The organism is Alkalihalobacterium alkalinitrilicum, from assembly GCF_002019605.1.
Taxonomy (GTDB): Bacteria; Bacillota; Bacilli; order Bacillales; family Bacillaceae_F; genus Alkalihalobacterium; species Alkalihalobacterium alkalinitrilicum.
The window spans coordinates 3,159,416-3,179,638 of record NZ_KV917368.1 but is presented as its reverse complement, the minus strand read 5'-3'; the positions used below and the strand labels follow the sequence as shown (position 1 = coordinate 3,179,638).

The following is a 20,223-nucleotide window of genomic DNA, read 5'->3' as shown; positions in this document are numbered from 1 at the left end:
ACAAAGGGTAATATGGATAGTTTATGTAATATATGTAAATTCTACTCAATAAGAGGTGAGAAAAAATGTCATCTAAAATGCGAAGAACTTTATGTTATTTAATAGGTTTATTAATTTTATCGATAGGGATCACATTTACGATCATTGCTAACCTTGGAGCAGGAGCTTGGGATGCGTTAAATGTAGGCTTATCCAATCGAGTTGGTTTAACAGTAGGTACATGGGTTATTCTAATTGGAGTTATTTTAATCATTGTGAATGCTCTAATAGCACGGGCCCGCCCAGAAATTCACTCATTACTAACGGTTATTGTCTTAGGTTATTTTATTGATTTTTGGTTGTTGATTGTATTTCAAAACATTCGCTTGACGGAGTTGCCAATACAAGCTGCTGTTCTTTTATTAGGAGTTATCTTAATGGGGCTTGGAATATCGACCTATTTACAAGCAGACTTTGCGATCATACCAATCGATCGGTTGATGTTGAATTTAAAAGATCTCTTACGATTGCCCTTGATGGTGGCGAAAACAATAGCCGAAATTACGGCTTTAATTGTTGCTTTAATTGTAGGAGGTCCGATTGGAATTGGAACGATAGTGGTTACCTTAAGTATCGGGCCATTAATCCAAGTGTTCTATAGACGCGTAAAAAAAATTGTTAGTATATAACAAGAAAAAGGCTTCGGAACGAAGTCTTTTTTAGATGGATAAATTTTTATAGATTGAAAAAACTAAGGTCAATCGGACAGTTATAGAAAGAAGGAGGAAAAGTCGATGCGAAAGGTGTCGCTATGTATTCTTATATTATTTTTGTTTTCGTTACCGTTAAATGGATTGGCTGAAGAGAATAAAGGGGAAGAGAAGAAAGCGAAAATTCCTGATTACGTTTTAGATATTTCTAAAGACAACACATATCCTAATCCAACACAAGACCTACCCTATTTACAGCCAAGTGAGTTGACTCAAGAATTATTAAATTCAGCTGAGGTTACAATTGCCAACCCTGAACTCATTCGCTTATTAAATGAGTCTTCGATTAACAATTCGAAAACGGCACTGCTTTTTAAGGCATCCATTTATTTAGGGCAATGGCCTCTTAATTATGAATCAGGTGAGACGAACGTTAACTGGGAATATAATAAAGTGAATACCAATTATGTGGATAATCGGGGCGGGCGCTCTCCACAAAAGTTGACTTATACACAAGATCAACAAAAGAAAATTTCAGGTGGCCTTACTGCTGAAGTTCCAAATAGTGAAGAAGTGAAAAAAATGATGATGATAAAAGCAGCTGAAAAAACAGGGTTACCACTTGCTTTTGACACGGTGATTGGATACGGTACAAAAAAAGGACAAGTGTATAAAATTGCTCCCAAAAATGTAGGATACCTTTACGCCTATGTACCAGCAGCAAATGAAAAAGGAAAAGTAACATATGGAGAAGTCTATTTAACCATTAAGAATGGAAAGCGAAAAATTGAAGTTAAAAATGTGACACAGCAAGGAATTGGTGCGTGGATTCCTGTTCAAGATCACTTAAGTTTTAAGTTTTATACAGCTAATCAACCTCGTTAAGGTTGATTAGAAAAGGTTGAATTTAAGCAAGCATATAATACTGGACAAGAAAAAGGAGTACCCCGCAATGGTACTCCTTTTTTGAAAGATAAGAGTTGATTTTTAGTTTCAGCGCAAAGTGTTTAGTGGAATTCTTACTTTATTCTTTATTAAAGTTTCGATTTCTTATTCTTGAAGGAAACATTTTGATAATACGTATCTTTAACGAGTATATTTGGTCCTAAGCATTTCACAGCAGGGCAATGACAATTGAGCTCATCTGCTAAGGTAGAAGCGTTCCACGTTTTATACGCATGTTCTAATGAAGTCGTTTGAATATTACCGAGTGACGGGGCATCACCGAAATCAGTGACAATAATACTCCCATCAAATATATTAACATTTAATCTTGAACGTCCATCTGGGTCATTTCGTACTGTTACATTTTTTTCCTCATACAAACGTTTGAGTAATTGTAAGTCTTCTTCATGGTTACTACAAGCATAGAATGGTAATGTGCCAAACAGCATCCAAGTATTATTTTGACGGTAGTCGAGTAGTCTATGGATCGCAGAACGAATTTCTTCTAGTGTAGCTACTTGTAGGCTATTAGCGAAGTCACTTGGGTACATGGAATGTAAAGAATTTTGTATCTCTGTAGGCTCAGTCATACCAACAAATCCACTATCATACATAGGGTGAATTTCATGCCTTTGACAGCCCATCTCCTCTACTACTTGCTTATGAATTTTTTCTAAGTGAGGTAAGGTATTTTTATTAATCATTGTCTCAGCAGATACTAAAACTCCCATTTCAGATAAAGCCTTAGAGTTAGTTATCATCCTGTCAAATAATGTTTTTCTTTGTTCTCTAGAGGGCTTTCTTTCCATCATAGCAAAGCCAGTATCTATAAACTCCTCTACTGTTCCCCAATTATGAGAGATATGTAATACATCTAGGTAAGGAGCTATGAGCTTATATCTCTCTAGGTCTAATGTTAGGTTAGAGTTTATTTGAGTGTACATGCCTCTCTCGTGAGCATATTTCAATAAAGGTAATACATAATTTTCTACTGACTTTAAGGACATCATAGGTTCTCCCCCTGTAATGCTCATGGTTCTTAGGGTTGGAACTTCCTCTAATCTTTTTAGCAATAGCTCTAAAGGGAGTGCTTTAGGGTCTTTATGTGTAAGAGTATGACCTACAGCACAATGTCTGCATCTCATATTACAGAGGTTAGTGGTAGTAAATTCTATGCTTGATAATGTTGTATGTCCATATTTATCTACATCTAGGTAAGCCTCCCAAGCATCATTCTGAGGTGTGCTTTTGGGTTTGGTTCTTAATTCAGTCATTTCAACTACTCCTATCTTAGTTCTAATACCTCTCTTTATTATATAACTCATGTCAATGCAAAGTACATATGGACATCGAATGTAAAACATCTTGCGCCTATGTGTATAACTGTTACAATGGAATTATCCAGGTCTGATGAAATTCAGCACAGTAGATAGTCAGAGAGGGGAATAAACAGGCAATGAAACCAGTAAAAGCAGGTAAAAAGCTAGTAGCTATTTATGTCAGAAAGTCTAGGTTAAAGGATGCTGATGCTCTAGAGATAGACAGACAGCTAGAGCTACTTACTGACTATGTAGAGGCTAACAATATGGAATATGAGGTATTTTCTGAGGAAGGAAGCTCAGAGGATTGGGATGGCAGACCTGAACTACAGAGGATGCTAATGGAGCTTAAAAGGAATATCTATGATGGAGTCCTTGTTACTGACCAAGACAGATTAACAAGGGATAGAACAGATTTTGGGATGTTTGTGAGGTTTATGAAAAGTGAGGGCTTATTGCTCTTTACTCTAAACAAGACATATAACTTTATGAATGATGATGACATCTTTACCTCAGGTATTCAGTCTGAGATGGATAATCACTTTATGAGGATGACTAAAAGAAAGCTCAGGAGAGGTAGAATACAGGCTATTAAAAAGGGAGTATATTTTGGGATTGCTCCTTATGGCTATACAAAAGATGACAGTAAGCATCTCCTACCTCATCCTGAGGAGTCTAAAGTAGTTGAGACTATTTATGATATGTATGTAAATCAGGGATACAATCAGACAGAGATTGTAGAACAGCTAAGGCTTAGAGGTATTACAACTAGAGCAGGTCAGCCTTTTTCTGTTAGAGGTCTCTCTTTAATCCTTACTAATGTAGCTTATAGAGGAGTAGTACATTATGAGTTAGAGGGAGAGGATGTTATTAATGTAGAGGAGGCTCATCCTGCTTTAATAGATGCAGATACCTACAACAAGGCTCAAAAGCTAAAAGAAAAGCATAGGAAAGTACCTCAAGCATCTCAGAGAGGAGTATATACACTTTCTAGGCTGTTAGTATGTCCTAAATGTAATCAGACCTTATCTTTCTGTATGAAATACGGGAACAGAAAAGGTAGGAATAAGTTAGATAAGGACAGTAGAGACCTTTATGTACTTAACTGTCATGCCTCTAAAGGTCATAAGGCTAAGCAGGAGTCTAAAGATAAGCCTAGATGTAAAAATAATGGTATTAAAGCATCTAGAGTACAGGAGGCTATACTTGAGGAGCTTAGACAGCATCTCTCAGAGCTAGATGCAGTAATAGAGGCTATTGTAGCAGGAGATAATAGCTTTTTAAGTAAGGTAGCTCAGGAACAGCAGGAGCTAACTCTGCAATATAACAAGCTAGATGTTCAAAAGAAAAGGGTACAGGATGGATTTAAAGCAGGTATTTATGAGCAGGAAGAGGCTACTGAGGAAATTAAAAAGATTAGAGAGCAACAACAGTCAATAACTGAGCTGTTAGAGTCATTAGAGGGAGCAGATGCCAAGTCTGAGGTAGATAAACATAAGAAAGCTAAGGTTAAAATAGAACAGCTATTGTCTATGGATGTAGAGGAGAATCCTACTAAGGTCAATAAGCTATTACATGATGTTATAGATAAGGTTTACTACTGGAAAGAGCTAAATGATGTAGGAGGAGAAAAGCCTTTTGAGATAAAAGTAGAATACAAGTAAGGAGAGGTACTGGATAGGCTACACTTAGTTGGACAATAAAAATAAGGGCTAGTAGAATAACATATAACGAGTGAGGAGCGAATCTACTATGTCCAAAAAAAGAAGAACGTTTACCACAGAATTCAAGAAGCAAGTGGTTGCTTTATATGAAGGTGGAAAAAGTCGTCAAGATATTGTCCGTGAATATGAATTAACTCCGTCTGCTTTAGACAGGTGGATTACTCAGTTTCAACAGTCTGGTTCCTTCAAAGAGAAAGACAATCGAAGTCCAGAGGAACAAGAATTGATTGAGTTAAGAAAAAGAAATAAACAGCTAGAAATGGAAGTCGATATTTTAAAGCAAGCCGCGCTGATCATGGGGCGAAAATAGAAGTCATTGAGAAAAATCGGCACTTCTATTCGGTATCAGCAATGTGCAAAGTCCTACAAATAGCTCGAAGCACCTTTTATTATGAAACAGAAGTAGCTGCTCAAAAAGAAAAGGAAAAGGCTACAGAAGAACAAGAATTAAAAGAAAAAATACTAAAAATCTTTAATGAAAACCGTAAAGTATATGGAACTCGTAAAATAAAACGAGAGCTTTTAAAAGCGGGTCACAAGGTTTCTAGACGTCGCATAGGAAGGTTGATGAAAGAGCTCGGAATCCAATCGAAGTATGCACAACCTTCCTACAAACCAATGAGCTCTCAGCAAATACAGAATCCGTTCGAAACGTATTAGATCAGGAATTCCAAGTGAATGAAGAAATGTCCGTACTGGTTAGTGATTTAACGTACGTCAAAGTAGGACATTATTGGAGCTACGTCTGTTTTTTAATTGATTTATATAATAGAGAAATAGTTGGTTATAGCGTTGGAAAACGCAAAGACGCAGCTTTAGTTCAACGCGCCTTCGCAACGGTTAATCGGCCATTAGAGAATGTAAAACTCTTTCATACAGATCGCGGATCTGAGTTTAAAAACGTAGCTATTGATGAATTATTAAGTGAAAATGAGATTGAACGTTCATTGAGCGATAAAGGAAACCCTTATGATAATGCAGTGGCAGAAGCGACATTTAAGATTCTAAAAACAGAACTAATTCATGGGGAGCAGTTCCATTCCCTTAACCACCTAGAACTTGAACTGTTTGATTATATCAATTGGTACAATAACATCCGTTCGCACAGTGCCCTGGGGTATCAAAGTCCGGCAAGTTATCGAAACTTAGCCCCTAAAAAAATTGTTTGATTTAGTGTTGACATACCATACTAAATGAGCAGAATGATAGGATATATAAGGACAAGTACAGATAATGCTACTAAACATAAGATTTAATCCAAATAACTCTTTTTAGTAGTTGTTTCATTCTTTTATCATAACTGGATTAAACAAATTGAAAAAGATCTATATTGAAATTAGGTCGAATTGCCCATACTAATATAAGTAGGATGAAGAAAATTGTAAAGTTACAACATTTCTTGAGTGTCCTTGTTATTTTTGTTACAGTTACGATGATATGAATTAAAGGAGAGATTTCGATGGGTGGAGCAGTAAACGACAAAAACGAGCAACTAAATTATTTAAATCAAAAAATACAAATGATCGGTGATTTGCTTGATGCCATTGATCCTGAAGATACAACTATTGAGGATATTGATCGTATTTTAGATATGCTCGATCAATTAGAAGGTAAATGTAAAGTGTTCCGCCATTCATGGGAAACTAAAGGAGTGGAGTGAGTTGTATTTATATTTCATTCGACACGGTGAATCTGAGGGAAATAAACTAGGCATTATTCAAGGGTGGCAAGATTTCTCTTTATCTGTAACGGGTATGATGCAAGCTGAGCAATTAGCCAAATATTTAGAGAATAAGCCACTCGATTTTATCTATACTAGCGACTTAACAAGGGCTTATGAGACGGCTAGTGCCGTTGCTGAGCGTAAACACTTAACCGCTCACAAATGGGAGAAGTTGAGAGAAATCAACTTAGGTCCACTCGAAGGGAAAACCCGCCAAGACATTGAGGCTCAATATCCTGAGATAAAAGAACGTTCACTGCTCACTTCTGGTGTAGTTGGTACAGAGAGCGTGTCTGAAATTACGTCAAGATGCAAATACCTACTAGATCAAATGAAGCATGCCCATGATGGGAAACACGTTGCTTTAGTAGCTCACGGTGGATTAATTAGTATTATGCTCATGTACATACTATTAGGAGATGAGTGGCATTTACACCATCGTCCATTTCAAATTGATAATACAAGTATTACGTTAGTAGAGTTTAAGAGTGATAGAAAACCAAGTATTCATTATATAAATAAGACAATCCATTTAGAGCTAGAAGAACTTCAACAAAACGCGTCATTATTAAATAAAGAAGCGTAGGATCTAAGAAAGGGAAATGCATTGAAGGCTTATATATTTATTATTGTTGCGATATTGTTTTTCTCAGGGAATTTTATTGTTGGTAAATTAATGGTCGATAATATCCCTGCATTTACACTATCGTTTTTACGTTGTAGCATTGCTTTTCTAATTATGGTGATGTTAGCACAAAAAGATTGGAAGAATCATAGAGGTGTTTTATTACGAAACTGGAAACCGATCTATGCGTTATCACTGACGGGAATCGTCTTTTTCATCGGTCTTGTTTATTTTTCATTACATTACACAACAACGATTAATGCTTCTATTGTAGAAGCTTCGACACCGATATTTGCTTCTATTCTTGGGTTGATCTTATTAAAGGAACGTCTTCTCTTTTTACAGTATGTTGGAATTATTATTTCTTTTATCGGCGTTTTATGGATTGTTACGAGCGGTTCGGTGCAACAATTGTTTTCTTTACAATTTAATGTTGGTGATTTATTAATGATTTTTGCTGTTTTGGCTTGGTGTGTATATTCCATTCTCGTAAAAAAACATATGGGACGATTACCGACGAAGGGGAGTTTGATGGTAATGCTAGGAATGGCATGTATCACGTTACTTCCTTTTGTTGTAGTAGAATGGATTGTTTTAGATATTGCGATTAATTGGGATACCTCAACGATCATATCTGTACTCTATCTCGGCATTTTTCCATCCATCATTGCGATTATTTGTTGGAATAAAGGGGTTGAGACCGTTGGAGCATCGAAGGCAGCAGTATGTTTGAACTTAATTCCTGTATTTACTACAATTCAAGCGGTGCTGATATTAAATGAGAGAATCTATATTGAACAATTATTAGGTGGAGTTTTTGTCATAATCGGAGTACTTCTCACAACGAAATTACGATCACCCTTAAAAGTTAGTCATTCATTGTTAAAAAAACAGGAAATTAATTGATGCGCTTTCATACCCCTTTCGAAATGTTTTGACAAGGCGTATAATAGAACCTGTGTAAAAAATTCGTATCTGTAATTCCGAGGGGAGAGAGCAGGATGGAAAAATTTAAAGATAGTATGTACAAGCTAATTGTAGAAACATCTACGAACCTACCATACGATGTACGTCATGCGGTTAAGGCGGCAAAAGAAAAAGAAAATGCAGGGACAAGAGCAGCGTTATCTCTATCAACGATTACTGAAAATATTCAAATGGCAGACGAGAAGATTTCACCGATTTGTCAAGATACAGGGATGCCAACATTTGAAATTAAAGTTCCAGTTGGCGCTAACCAAATCAAGATGAAAAAAGCGATTAAAGAAGCAATTGAAGAAGCGACAAAAGACGGAAAGTTACGTCCGAACTCTGTAGATTCACTAACGGGTGAAAACAGTGGAAATAACATTGGTGAAGGAACACCAGTATTCCATTTTGAACAGTGGGAAGAAGATTACATTGATGTTCGTTTAATTTTAAAAGGCGGTGGCTGTGAGAATAAAAACATTCAGTATAGCCTACCATGTGAACTAGAAGGTTTAGGACGAGCGGGTCGTGATCTTGATGGAATTCGTAAATGTATCATGCACTCCGTGTACCAGGCGCAAGGACAAGGCTGTAGTGCAGGATTTATCGGTGTAGGAATCGGTGGAGATCGTTCAGCTAGTTATCTATTAGCGAAAGAGCAACTGTTCCGTACGGTAGATGATATAAATCCAAACGAAGACCTTCGTAAACTAGAAGACTATGTCATGGAAAATGCAAATACGTTAGGAATTGGAACCATGGGCTTTGGTGGAGAAGCGACACTACTTGGCTGTAAAGTAGGTGTTATGCACCGTCTACCTGCAAGTTTCTTCGTATCTGTAGCTTATAACTGTTGGGCATTCCGTCGCCTAGGTGTAGTTGTTGACGCAGAAACAGGTGAAATTAACGAGTGGCTTTATAAAGATGGAGAAAAAGTTGACTTTGGTGCACTTGCAGAAGAAGAAGCAGCGGCAACAGCTGAGGTTACATCTGATGTACGTGAAGTAGTTCTACAAGCACCAATTACAGAAGAGCAAATTCGTGAACTAAAAGTTGGAGACGTTGTTATTCTTAACGGAATGATGCATACAGGGCGCGATGCAATTCACCATCATTTAATGGATCATGATGCACCGATCGATTTAAATGGTGAAGTCATTTATCACTGTGGGCCAGTTATGCTAAAAGACGAACAAGGCGAATGGCACGTTAAAGCAGCTGGACCAACAACAAGTATTCGTGAGGAGCCTTACCAAGGTGACATTATGAAGAAATTTGGTATTCGTGCTGTTATTGGTAAAGGCGGTATGGGGCCGAAAACGTTAAAAGCGTTAGAAGAGCACGGTGGGGTATATTTAAATGCGATCGGTGGAGCCGCTCAATATTATGCTGAATGTATTAAAAAAGTAAAAGGTGTAGACTTAATGGAATTTGGTATTCCAGAAGCGATGTGGCACCTTGAAGTTGAAGGTTTTGCAGCGATCGTAACGATGGACTCACACGGAAATAGTTTACATGCAGATGTCGATAAATCTTCATTAGAAAAGCTTTCACAATTTGCTGACCGTGTATTTTAATCGATAGTAGGCAACTTTATCGAGGTTATTCTGATCTTTTAAATAGTAAGTAAAAATAGATAGACTGTACAACTAGTTGCTTCATGTACTCGTTGTACAGTCTTTTTGCTTGTTTGGGGCTGGAGCATTATTCCTGCTCAATCGTAACTGAAAATAAGTGTATTATCCCGCAAAAATTGACAGTAATACCCCACTTTAAGCTTTCAAGGAATTAAAGAAGGATAAGTGGGGGATAAACTGCCAGTAATAACTTGAACACAGACTAAATGTGATCAACATCGTGTGGGCCCTAACTAATCACTGGTGGGGGGAGAGGAAAAACTCACTGATGGAAATTCACTTTATGAAACTAAAAAAAAGAGCAGAAAGGAAGTCATTGATGGCACTTCAAAAACATCATAAGCGTATCGCAGTGTTTTTATTTTGGATAGGTCTTATTTTGTACTTTATCGGGTTCGTTATGTTTTTTTATGATGTAGGCAGTGGCCCTCGAGATATTTCTGTAGAGAGAATATTGATTTATTTCATCACCTTTGGTTTAGGCACATGTTTATTTCTTATCTCCTATTGGCGGATGAAACAAATGAACGATGTTGTATCACATAAACCACTAGTAAACGATACTGATATCTTTTTCACAACACGAAGAATGATGTTCGTTTCAAGTGTAAGTCTAAGAGAACCTTTTACCTTTTATTCACTGGATGGTAAAATCATTGCGACATTTCAGGAGGACATAACGACCGTACAACAATTGCTGAGGTTTACTTTTGGTATTATTATACCTTTAAATGTCTTCCCACTCGTTTTACAGTTTAAAGCAGGAAATCGAACGGTATCGATAGAAAAGCAAGGAGGAATTTTTCGCCCATATTACGTGTACGATGAAAACCGCAAGCTCCTATCCAAGTATGAACTGGGTAAAAAAATATTAGCACGTTATACGTTGAACATTTTTGATGGGACTGGAAAGAGTATTGCAGTAGTAAAGGATGACGGTTCACAGTCAGGGTATTCGGTGAAATCAAATGATGGAAAAGAATATATGTTTATACGAATTTCTGGTGTCCCAACTGAAGCAATGGAATTGTTTGGTACGATCGAAGGCGATATTGTCGATATTCATCGTGACCATTTAACTGAGAATGAATTTTTACAGCTTATCGCAACACCACTTATTATGAAATATACGATGGCTAGATAGCTGCTTGCCACTGAGGTCAAATAACCCCGACGGTAAAACTTAATAAGCGAACTTTTAACTGACAGAACATTTGCTTGTCGGGGCTAAACGAGGCCCTTCCGCTTTTCTGTATGGATAGTTTTTTATTTGTGTGAAAAACTAATAAAAAACTAAGGGGAGTTAGATGTAAAATGAAAAAACTACTTACGATTATAGCTATCATTGCGTTCATTTTTACAGGGTTAGGTTCGGCTCATGCCTATGATACTAAGGTACACCATTGGAATTACAAACCTGAAAAGGATAATAAACCAGTAACGACAGAACCACACTATTTACAATTACTTGAAAAGTACGGTGGTTATTTTATTGGTGATACAAATAAAAAAGAATTGTATTTAACGTTTGATAATGGATATGAAAATGGCTACACAGCAAAGGTTTTGGATGTACTAAAGAATAAAAAGGTACCTGCTACCTTCTTCGTAACAGGGCACTATCTTAAAAATGAGCCTGATCTTATAAAACGAATGGTAAATGAGGGACACATTGTTGGTAATCACTCATGGCATCATCCAAGCTTGCCAGAAGTGAGTGAGGCGAGACTGAAGGAAGAATTAGAAAAAGTAAAAGAAGAATACACAGCGATTACTGGACGGCGCGATATGAATTATCTGAGGCCGCCGCGAGGAACGTTTAGTGAAAAATCATTAGCTCTTTCCAATGAATTAGGATATACAAATGTTTTTTGGTCCATGGCTTATAAAGATTGGGAAGTCGATAAACAAAAAGGGGCCGATTATGCTTACAATCAAATAATGAAGAGAATTCATCCTGGTTCCATTATGTTGCTTCATTCCGTGTCCAAAGACAATGCTGAAGCTTTAGAAAGAGTTATTGACGACTGCCGTAAACAAGGGTATAAATTTAGAAGCTTAGACGAACTATTGTTAGACAGATTGATGATGGAAGATACAAGGTAAAATAATTATAATGGTAAATCATGAGTGACGAGTATGTTTTAAATTTGTATTACTTTGTTATATCAACAAAAACGGGTTTAATTTAAAAAACAAAAAGAGGCTGACAAAAAATGTTAGCCTCTCACCTCTTCTAGGTCTCTAGTTGGCAAAGCTTTCTTGACCAATTGCTTCTGCAATCGTTTCTAATGTGCTTACATCGGTAACGTCAAAGGCAATCGCCTGCATGCTGCGGACAATCATAACACCAATTTGTTGGCCCGTAGAATTGGAGATTGGAAATTTTAATTCAGCATTACTTTCCCACTGGAGATCTTCTTCATCTGATGCAGCTACTAACTTGTTAGATCCCTCGTCAAATATTATAATTCCGACCCAATCTATGTATGGGACTTCACTCACTAAGCTTTCACAAGTTTTTTCAAAGACTGATTGAAGGCTCATTTTTTTATACACATGGGCCATAATTTGTAGGGATGCTACATCGGTTGCAATCGACATGAAATATCTCTCCTTCACAGAACATTTTACTCCTCCTATTGTAGCAAATTCTATTCAATTAAGAACTAGTAAGTTTAGGCAGTGTTGGAGAGGCATGCTATAATAATAGAACAATTTTACTGATATGACGGAGTGAACCAAATGACTGATAAAAAAAATGAAATCGTAACGCTAGAAAAGGGCCAACAATTTCCTCTTACGATCAAAAGACTTGGAATAAATGGAGAAGGAGTCGGCTTTTTTAAAAGAAAAATCGTCTTTGTTCCAGGTGCCTTACCAGGAGAAGTCGTTGTTGCAGAAGTAACGAAAGTAAATCCGAAATTTGCAGAAGCCAAAGTAAAAAAAATTAGGAAACCTTCGCCTGATCGGGTCAATCCACCTTGTCCTGTTTACGATAAATGTGGAGGCTGTCAACTACAGCATTTAAGCTACGAAGGACAATTAAGGGAAAAGAAAGATATCGTTAGACAAGCATTTGAACGTCATACGAGACTTGATCCCAATAAGTTACCATTGCAAGATACAATCGGCATGGAAGATCCATGGAATTACCGTAATAAAAGTCAATTACAAGTCGGAAAACAGAAAGAAAAAGTATTAGCGGGTCTTTATGGTATGAATTCCCATGAATTGATCGATATATCTGAATGTATGATCCAACATCCAATGACGAATACAGTGACACAACAAGTAAAGAGCATATTAGAAGACTTAAACATTCCGATTTATAACGAGAAAAAGCATAAGGGAATTATTCGAACAATCGTCACCCGAGTTGCATTTGCAACAGGACAAATCCAACTCGTATTAATAACAACACAGCAAGATATTCCGAAAAAGGACTTGCTCATTGACGAAATCAAAAGAAGATTGCCTGAGGTTACATCCATCCTACAAAATGTGAATGGGAAGAAGACATCCTTGATTTTTGGAGAAGAAACAATTCATTTAGCAGGGGAAGAAGTCATTCAAGAAACATTAGGAGATGTGTCTTTTGAGCTTTCAGCTCGGGCTTTTTTCCAATTGAACCCGCTGCAAACGGTCAAGCTCTACGATGAGGTAAAAAAAGCAGCCCAACTTACAGGATCGGAAAAAGTGGTCGATGCTTATTGTGGCGTGGGCACAATCGGGATGTGGGTTGCAAAAGATGCTGGTGAAGTACGAGGGATGGACATCATTGCTGAAGCAATCGATGATGCGAACGCCAATGCTAAAAAACACGACATCAACAACGCCCACTATGTTGTCGGCAAAGCCGAGAAGTGGCTCCCGAAATGGGTCAAAGAAGGATGGAAACCAGACGTTGTCATTGTCGATCCACCCCGAACAGGATGCGACGACGCTCTCCTCCGCACGATCATCGAGGTCAAGCCGAAGAAAATGGTCTATGTTTCTTGTAATCCGTCGACACTTGCCAAAGACGTGAACCAGTTGATGAGGGCTGGGTTTAAGTTGAAGTTGGTGCAACCTGTGGATATGTTTCCGCATACTTCTCATATCGAAAATGTTGCGTTATTAAGTCTTTAAAAAAAGGATTGAGGGGAATGTATTCCTCCTCAATCCTTTTTTGTTAGTTTATTCTTAGGAGTCTACGTTCTGCATCCTTTTTTTCAAACGAAGGTCAATAAAAGTAATGCAATTTATAGCCTTTATTAAAGGTCCTCAATAAATCTTGCAACAGCCGCACCACACTTTTTACATTCTCCTTTAAGGACAATACCAGAGGAGTCATCATGAATTGAATAATTGACAATCGTAGTCACTCCACAGGTGGAACAGAAAACATTATCTAGAAGTTTCTCTTGATACTCTTTGGGTACATTTTTCCATTTTCTTATAGCATCGAAATCTGTTACTGACATGTCTCACTCTCCTTCGCTTTTAGGTATACTTGTTAAGTACAAACTAACGTTTAACCTTATCATACTATTCTTTCTTTATATCTTGTTATTTAAAACTATTTCAGATGTAATTATCATTGTTCATAATAAATGAGGCTGTCCACAAGCAGATCATATCTGAGTAACTTGACATATTCCCATAAACAGCTTTTGATGTAGTTATACACGAAATTAGGAGGTACCAAATGCGTCAAGAACATCGTCACACTTTAAGTGCAATTGATTTCGAAACAACCGTTCATCATACAACTTTTGTGAAATTCACTAGCTTTGACGCCGTTTTAGGTAAAAACATTGAAGGGGAAGTTAAATTTGTTGGTGGTATGCCGTATGGAGATATCATTCATCCAGAAAGGTCTACCTTATCTTCTGAATGTCGACAATTCGTTCGAGAGTTGTTGTTGAAAAAATATAATGGAGGAGAGTTCAGTTGATTAAAACCATTGAATAAGTGCTATTTTTGCATAAATGATCTTAGGGCTTTGCTAATGTACCAGAATATCAGTTTCTGATATTACTACATTTTTTATTTCCCACTATTTTTAATAATTTTTCCATTTGTTAGGTATAACAAATTGACATTTTTTTTGGCCCAATAGCTATCGTAAATGTTAAGGTAATAATATAGCGTGAAAAGTTGCAATGTCTCCTCTTTTGATTAGGAAGGCAAATAGAAAGATAGGTGATCGACATTGGAAAGGTTTTTATTTAAGTTAAATCAAGAACTTTTTGATTTAAATGTAATGGAAATGGATATGGCGTTGATCCATTTTTTTAAGAAAATAGATATTTCCGACCAAGTATTTGAAATGGAAAATGACCAAGGAGTGCAGAGGAAGTTTTCAATCAACTGGGATGAAGGGTTGCTACATGGTAGAGGAATAAAAGGGTTCTTTGCCTGCTATTCATCTGATTTTTTAACGATTGAGCATACAGAAGATGATAGAATAAAAGTAATGGCTCCAGTTAGTCCTCCATCAGACACTTTAGTTTCAAAACATCGAAATAAAGAACATACAAATAAAGTGATAAGCTCCATTGTCGACTTTACAGTGACTTCTGACAAATGGTTTCAACTCTATCAAATCGCTAAGATATTCAAAGTTGGATCAAATCACAATGGGTTAATCTGCTTACCCTATGTACGAGAAATTGAACCGTTTGACTACCAAATCAATACAGCTGAATCTGTGATTAGTCGTTTTAAAGGACGAGTTTTGTTAAGCGATGAAGTTGGACTTGGAAAAACCGTTGAAGCAGGGTTGACGATGTTAGAATACATCATGCGCGGTTTGGTAAGAAGGATTTTAATTCTTGTACCCCCATCGCTTGTAGAGCAATGGGAAAATGAAATGAAAAGGAAGTTTAACCAAGACTTTATACGCGCAGATCATTCCGATTTTAAAAAAATGGGTGAAGAGGCTTGGGCGCATTATCCGAAAGTGATCGCTTCTATTGATATGGCTAAACGCAAAAATCATCGTGAAGCGATTTTTGCACAGCATTACGATTTAGTGATCGTAGATGAAGCCCATCATTTAAAAAATAGGGCTACACAAAAATGGCAGTTTATCAATGGAATAAATAAAAAGTATATCTTCTTACTAACTGCTACTCCTGTCCAGAACCATCTTGAGGAGCTCTACAATTTAATTACGTTATTAAAGCCAGGGCAATTAAGAACGTATAGCTATTTTAAGAAGAATTTTGTTGAAAGTAAGGACGGAATTGAAGTTAAAAATGCAGATGTACTCAAGAATTTGTTAGCAGATGTCATGATTCGCAACAAACGTAGCAATGTCGATGTTACGTTTACGAAAAGATTTGCCTATACTAGAACAGTTGCGCTTTCAGAACAGGAAAAGAGTTTATATGATGACATCAGTACGTTTATTCGCAATCATTATAAAGAACAACATCCTGTTTTGAATCGATTTCATCTTAAAAACCTCCAAGAACAGATTGGTAGTTCAACCATAGCGATTATTCCTTCATTAGAGCGACTTCATTCGAATGAAAAATTATCTGAGTTTGATCGAAAGGCCCTGAAAAGATTTCTTGCTCGAGCCACGATTATTGCTGAAAACGAAACAGAAACGAACGCAAAAGTTGAAGAACTTGTATCGATATTAACAGAATTTAAGAATAAGATGATTGTCTTCACTAAGTCTGCTTCAACACAGGCGTATTTAAGTACTGTGTTAAGGAAGCGCGGGTTTCAAGTGGCTGAATTTCACGGAGGATTACGTCGAAAGGAGAAAGAAGAACAAGTCACTTTCTTTAAAGGAAAAGCGGATGTTCTAGTAAGTACGGAAGTTGGCGGTGAAGGAAGAAACTTACAATTTTGCAATGGGATGATTAACTTTGATTTGCCTTGGAATCCAATGGCTATCGAGCAACGGATTGGACGAATCCACCGCATTGGACAAGAGAAGGATGTATTTGTTTACAACCTCGCTTCTAAAGACACAATTGAGTATTATATATTGGACTTATTAGATCGTAAAATTAACATGTTTGAATTAGTTGTCGGAGAGGTAGATGCTATACTCGGTGATATTGAGGAAAAGGAAGATTTTTCAGATTTGGTAATGAACGCCTGGGTGAATGCAAAAACGAATGAAGAGGTACAAGCTGAACTAGATCAAATTGGCCAAAGTCTTCTTGAAAACAAACAAAAATTGAGTAAGCAAAAGCAATTAGATGAAGACTTGTTTTAAACCATTTATAGCAAAAATGGAGGTGTATGATGCAATTACAGCAATTTGTCACTGAAATCATTGAAGAGATCGGTGGATTTGTGGAACCAATCGAATATGCCTTATGTAATGTTCTCATTCCTGAAGACTATATATCTCATTTTCAGAATAGAGCTGAAATCTGTCTAGCCTTTGATTTTGAGGTAGCGCAGGAAAATCCAGAAGCTGAATTCGTAACATTTGGAAGTTATATTTTGGAGCAATTACTCGCCATCGTCCAAGAACAAGCAGTGAGCACATTACGTTTTGTAGAAGTTGAGCGACTTGAGTTGGGCAATCCGTTAAAGAAGATATCAGATTATCTTATGAATGAATCCGGCAAGTTAACCATTGTAGAGGAAAGACCTATACTTGGGATATGGGCTGTTTTTAATTATCAAATTACGTATGTATCGGATGAAAGGATAGAAACATCTGATCAAGTTTGGATCAACCTATTAACAAACGAAGTTAGTTCGACAATGAAAAAGGACCAAAATCGAATTATCTATAAACATGAAGCACTCTACAACTATCCAATCCCTATTCAAATTGATCTATCAAAATCATTAGAAGTGGCAACAAAGTATGTGAAACAAAAGGGCGAACAACAAAATAACCAAGTGCATAAACTGGTTGCGCTTGAAAAAGATGTCACTAGAATCACAAACTATTATACCGAGCTTTTAAACGAAAATGAAAAGCGTGCTAGTCGAAAGGGTCTAAGCGATGAGAAGAAAAAGGAAATCACAACAAAGTCAGCTGCAATCGAACTTGAAAAAGACAAACAACTACAAGAAATTCACAATAAGTACAATGTGCAAACGGAAATAAATCTAGATAATGGAATATTGTATTTTATTCCTCTACTAGAGTTTACGTTAAATATTGAATTCAGAGGCACAGGCAAAAAGAAGATTATTTACTATAATCCAATCACCAAAAAATTATTTGAAGGGAATTCGTAAGAAATAATATGGACTTATTTCATAGGCTAAGAGCTTGAGTAGCTTGGTAGAGGCACCTCTTTTTAATCAAGATAAGATACATAATGGAATTGACCTGAATTGTAGTTATTACTAGAATTATTTCAAAAACAATTGAATGACCAAATGCAGTGCAGGTGCTTTTAGCTGTGTAGAAGGTTTATTACATAACCATGAGATGCAAAGCGTGGCGAACAGTTACAAGCACAGTTCGCCACGCTTTGCTGCTATTACTTTCCTCGATTTTTTTCCGCTGCTTCTTTGCTTTCTTTTTCTTATTGTCTGCTTTCATATGTTTTGACTTTGAATGTTCACGGTCGGACTCCCCAAAAAAATCATCAAATAAAGACAATTACTTATAGGTTAGGTATTCGGAACAGCTGGGGTAGAAGGAGTCATTTCTTTTGGTGGATCTATAAAAGACTGGGAAAAAATTTCCGTTTCTTCTATAAAATCATCAACAGGAGCCGTTGTTGGTCTTTCCCATGTATGAACAAAATTAAACCTCCAAATATCACGATGAAACGCATTTATCAACCTATCTTTAAGTGAAGCGGGGCCTGTCCCCCAGTGCGTTAAAACTTTAGCGAAGTGAGGGGCAGACTCCAACCAGTATTAAAGTTTTTAAGCGTTATTTGAATAAAAAATAAAGTCAGAGAATATCTTGATTCATCGATTTCTTTGTTGGCAAATGTATTTTTTCCGAAAAGCATCCTATTCTCGATTTTTTATTTAATATTAGGGAGGAGTGATTTATTGTCAGCTATACTCCAACAGTATTTTTATACCGTGAAGCCAGGGGATACTGGATTAATCGCCTATGTATCTAGTATTAATGATACTTACGATATTTGGGTGTATAATCCACGCAACGGGGTTCAAGTTCGTCTTACTGAGGGATTGGCGGATTACTTTTCAGTACCTTATTGGTCTCCTGATAGTAGTTATATTGCTTTTGTAGGAAAGGATAGAATTGTTTATGTCTTACATCTGCCGAGTGGCGAAATCGCGCAGATTGATCAACTAATAGAAGGGGAAATACACACGTTAGACTGGTCCCCAGATAGTCAAAGCTTAGTGTACACAAAGCTGAATCAAATGATCTTGTATAACGTTGTCTCACACCGAGCACAAAGAATAATCGAACCAGGGGCAACCGATGTTCAATGGTTTCCAAACGGAACTGAATTTCTTTATCAAGCACCAGATGCAAATGGTATTAGTCAACTATTTCGTATCAGAGTAGATGGTACAGGGAAACAGCAAGTCACCAATAATCAACAGGGGCGATTGAATTATGTTCGTCTTACTCCTAATGGCCGTTTTGCCCTGTATACGACCCCTGGTGTAAGTATTTCAATTATTCATACTGTAGACCTTACTACAGGTGAAGTGTTTGTAGTTAGAGGTGGTCCTGAAGCTAAGAATTACTTTCCTACATGGTCTCCTGACTCATCAAAGATTGCTTATAGTGCCACAGCTTTTTCTGAACGGGGGTATTTTTCTCTTGTTAGAACAACAGGTAATAGAGGGGAAAATGACCGTACATGGAACATTTCAGATTGTTTCGCTACACCTGTTTCCTGGTCGCCTGATAGTAGAAAAATAGTTTACCTTTCTGGTTGTCACGGTCAAGCTTTTGCTAGTGAAATGTGGTATTTTAACCTCAATCATCCTGTACCGATCCAATTAGTTAGAAGGGGAATGATCACATCTGTAAGCTGGTCACCAACCTCAAAAAATTCCCTTCCTAGGAGAACATATGAAAACCCATTATATAGAGTAAGGTTTCAATATCCTATGAATTGGACCGAGGTGAGTCCTGAAAGGTACGAAGGAGTTGACGGTTTCTTCCAAATCTCTGCTTTATCTGCAGGTCCAAATATTCGTCAGGTTTGCTTGGATGAAGCCTTTCATCCATTAATGCCTTATGGCACACAGCCGCGGCTTTTTCATACTAATATTCAAAACCAGGAAGCGTGTTTCATTTTCCCCTCATTTGATCAACCACCCGAAATGAGAGGGCAAGCGGCGTTAATTGTTAGATATCCTAAACCGATTCAAATCGATGATGAAACTTATAATTACTTTATTCTTTGGGCGAGTAATCAATATATCTATTCATTAGCCTCTACTCTTATGTTACTAGCATGTTATGAATAAGATTTCACACATAACAAACTTGCAGAGTCCAACGCAATAAAGGTAAAAACAGAAATCATTCACAGTAGCCTCTTTGGATTAAATAAATGTAAAAGGTACTATTACTTTCCTTTCTGTAGACCGAGGAATTTTCTTCGGTCTTTTTAGCACTATATTATTTTCTAATTAAAACGGTGTATTATTTAATTCAACTTTATTTC

At 36.9% G+C, this 20,223-nt stretch carries 19 protein-coding genes and 1 pseudogene; 15 read left to right on the top strand and 5 right to left on the bottom strand.

Annotated features, from left to right (window positions below):
- Positions 1 to 65: 65 nt before the first annotated feature.
- Together BK574_RS15305 and BK574_RS15300 are read left to right on the top strand one after the other, a co-directional pair.
- Complete coding sequence (locus BK574_RS15305; protein ID WP_078429210.1) at positions 66 to 668, top strand: YczE/YyaS/YitT family protein; 603 nt, start codon at positions 66 to 68, stop codon at positions 666 to 668.
- A 105-nt stretch (positions 669 to 773) separates the two neighbouring features.
- A complete protein-coding gene (locus BK574_RS15300) occupies positions 774 to 1,574 on the top strand; it encodes a YfkD famly protein (RefSeq protein ID WP_078429209.1) in 801 nt (266 codons plus the stop codon).
- A gap of 149 nt (positions 1,575 to 1,723) precedes the next feature.
- On the opposite strand, the gene yfkAB is transcribed toward BK574_RS15300, so the two are convergent.
- Entirely contained in the window at positions 1,724 to 2,908 is a 1,185-nt protein-coding gene (yfkAB, locus tag BK574_RS15295) for a radical SAM/CxCxxxxC motif protein YfkAB (RefSeq protein WP_078429208.1), read from the bottom strand.
- A gap of 182 nt (positions 2,909 to 3,090) precedes the next feature.
- Here yfkAB and BK574_RS15290 point away from each other — a divergent pair, with 182 nt between their 5' ends.
- From BK574_RS15290 to pdaA, 8 genes and pseudogenes are all read left to right on the top strand, one after another.
- Entirely contained in the window at positions 3,091 to 4,617 is a 1,527-nt protein-coding gene (locus BK574_RS15290; protein ID WP_078429207.1) for a recombinase family protein, read from the top strand.
- Between the two features lie 88 nt (positions 4,618 to 4,705).
- Positions 4,706 to 5,846: pseudogene (locus BK574_RS15285) on the top strand (IS3 family transposase).
- Between the two features lie 290 nt (positions 5,847 to 6,136).
- Positions 6,137 to 6,337: an SE1561 family protein gene (locus BK574_RS15280; protein WP_078429206.1), complete on the top strand. Its 201-nt coding sequence runs from the start codon at positions 6,137 to 6,139 to the stop codon at positions 6,335 to 6,337.
- Between the two features lies 1 nt (position 6,338).
- Positions 6,339 to 6,986 (top strand): histidine phosphatase family protein, encoded by a 648-nt coding sequence (locus tag BK574_RS15275; protein WP_078429205.1) that lies wholly within the window; start codon positions 6,339 to 6,341, stop codon positions 6,984 to 6,986.
- A 21-nt stretch (positions 6,987 to 7,007) separates the two neighbouring features.
- Positions 7,008 to 7,931: a DMT family transporter gene (locus BK574_RS15270; RefSeq protein WP_078429204.1), complete on the top strand. Its 924-nt coding sequence runs from the start codon at positions 7,008 to 7,010 to the stop codon at positions 7,929 to 7,931.
- Between the two features lie 95 nt (positions 7,932 to 8,026).
- The gene (locus BK574_RS15265; RefSeq protein WP_078429203.1) at positions 8,027 to 9,571 is read left to right on the top strand and encodes a fumarate hydratase; all 1,545 of its coding nucleotides are present in this window, start codon (positions 8,027 to 8,029) and stop codon (positions 9,569 to 9,571) included.
- Between the two features lie 343 nt (positions 9,572 to 9,914).
- On the top strand, positions 9,915 to 10,775 hold the full coding sequence (locus BK574_RS15260; RefSeq protein ID WP_142247976.1) for a hypothetical protein: 861 nt from the start codon (positions 9,915 to 9,917) through the stop codon (positions 10,773 to 10,775).
- Between the two features lie 170 nt (positions 10,776 to 10,945).
- A complete protein-coding gene (pdaA, locus tag BK574_RS15255) occupies positions 10,946 to 11,737 on the top strand; it encodes a delta-lactam-biosynthetic de-N-acetylase (RefSeq protein WP_075389239.1) in 792 nt (263 codons plus the stop codon).
- A 138-nt stretch (positions 11,738 to 11,875) separates the two neighbouring features.
- On the opposite strand, the gene BK574_RS15250 is transcribed toward pdaA, so the two are convergent.
- Entirely contained in the window at positions 11,876 to 12,235 is a 360-nt protein-coding gene (locus tag BK574_RS15250) for a GAF domain-containing protein (RefSeq protein WP_075389240.1), read from the bottom strand.
- 141 nt (positions 12,236 to 12,376) lie between these two features.
- On the opposite strand from BK574_RS15250, the gene rlmD reads away from it, so the two are divergent.
- Positions 12,377 to 13,762, top strand: a complete 1,386-nt coding sequence (gene rlmD / locus BK574_RS15245; RefSeq protein WP_078429201.1) for a 23S rRNA (uracil(1939)-C(5))-methyltransferase RlmD — start codon at positions 12,377 to 12,379, stop codon at positions 13,760 to 13,762.
- A gap of 125 nt (positions 13,763 to 13,887) precedes the next feature.
- Here rlmD and BK574_RS15240 read toward each other — a convergent pair whose 3' ends face one another.
- Positions 13,888 to 14,097 (bottom strand): hypothetical protein, encoded by a 210-nt coding sequence (locus BK574_RS15240; protein ID WP_075389242.1) that lies wholly within the window; start codon positions 14,095 to 14,097, stop codon positions 13,888 to 13,890.
- 224 nt (positions 14,098 to 14,321) lie between these two features.
- Between BK574_RS15240 and BK574_RS15235 the strand changes: the two genes are divergently transcribed.
- The 3 genes from BK574_RS15235 (at position 14,322) to BK574_RS15225 (ending at position 17,842) form a co-directional block, all read left to right on the top strand.
- The gene (locus tag BK574_RS15235) at positions 14,322 to 14,570 is read left to right on the top strand and encodes a hypothetical protein (RefSeq protein WP_078429200.1); all 249 of its coding nucleotides are present in this window, start codon (positions 14,322 to 14,324) and stop codon (positions 14,568 to 14,570) included.
- A gap of 258 nt (positions 14,571 to 14,828) precedes the next feature.
- Positions 14,829 to 16,856, top strand: coding sequence for a DEAD/DEAH box helicase (locus BK574_RS15230; RefSeq protein ID WP_238458029.1), 2,028 nt, complete (start codon positions 14,829 to 14,831; stop codon positions 16,854 to 16,856).
- A gap of 29 nt (positions 16,857 to 16,885) precedes the next feature.
- The gene (locus BK574_RS15225; protein WP_078429199.1) at positions 16,886 to 17,842 is read left to right on the top strand and encodes a hypothetical protein; all 957 of its coding nucleotides are present in this window, start codon (positions 16,886 to 16,888) and stop codon (positions 17,840 to 17,842) included.
- Between the two features lie 181 nt (positions 17,843 to 18,023).
- Here the strand turns inward: BK574_RS15225 and BK574_RS28850 are convergent, their stop codons facing one another.
- Together BK574_RS28850 and BK574_RS27590 are read right to left on the bottom strand one after the other, a co-directional pair.
- A complete protein-coding gene (locus BK574_RS28850) occupies positions 18,024 to 18,152 on the bottom strand; it encodes a hypothetical protein (RefSeq protein ID WP_274379428.1) in 129 nt (42 codons plus the stop codon).
- Positions 18,153 to 18,223: 71 nt separating this feature from the next.
- Entirely contained in the window at positions 18,224 to 18,397 is a 174-nt protein-coding gene (locus BK574_RS27590) for a hypothetical protein (protein WP_158211672.1), read from the bottom strand.
- A 219-nt stretch (positions 18,398 to 18,616) separates the two neighbouring features.
- Between BK574_RS27590 and BK574_RS15220 the strand changes: the two genes are divergently transcribed.
- Positions 18,617 to 20,023, top strand: a complete 1,407-nt coding sequence (locus BK574_RS15220; protein ID WP_238458028.1) for a TolB family protein — start codon at positions 18,617 to 18,619, stop codon at positions 20,021 to 20,023.
- Positions 20,024 to 20,223 lie beyond the last annotated feature (200 nt).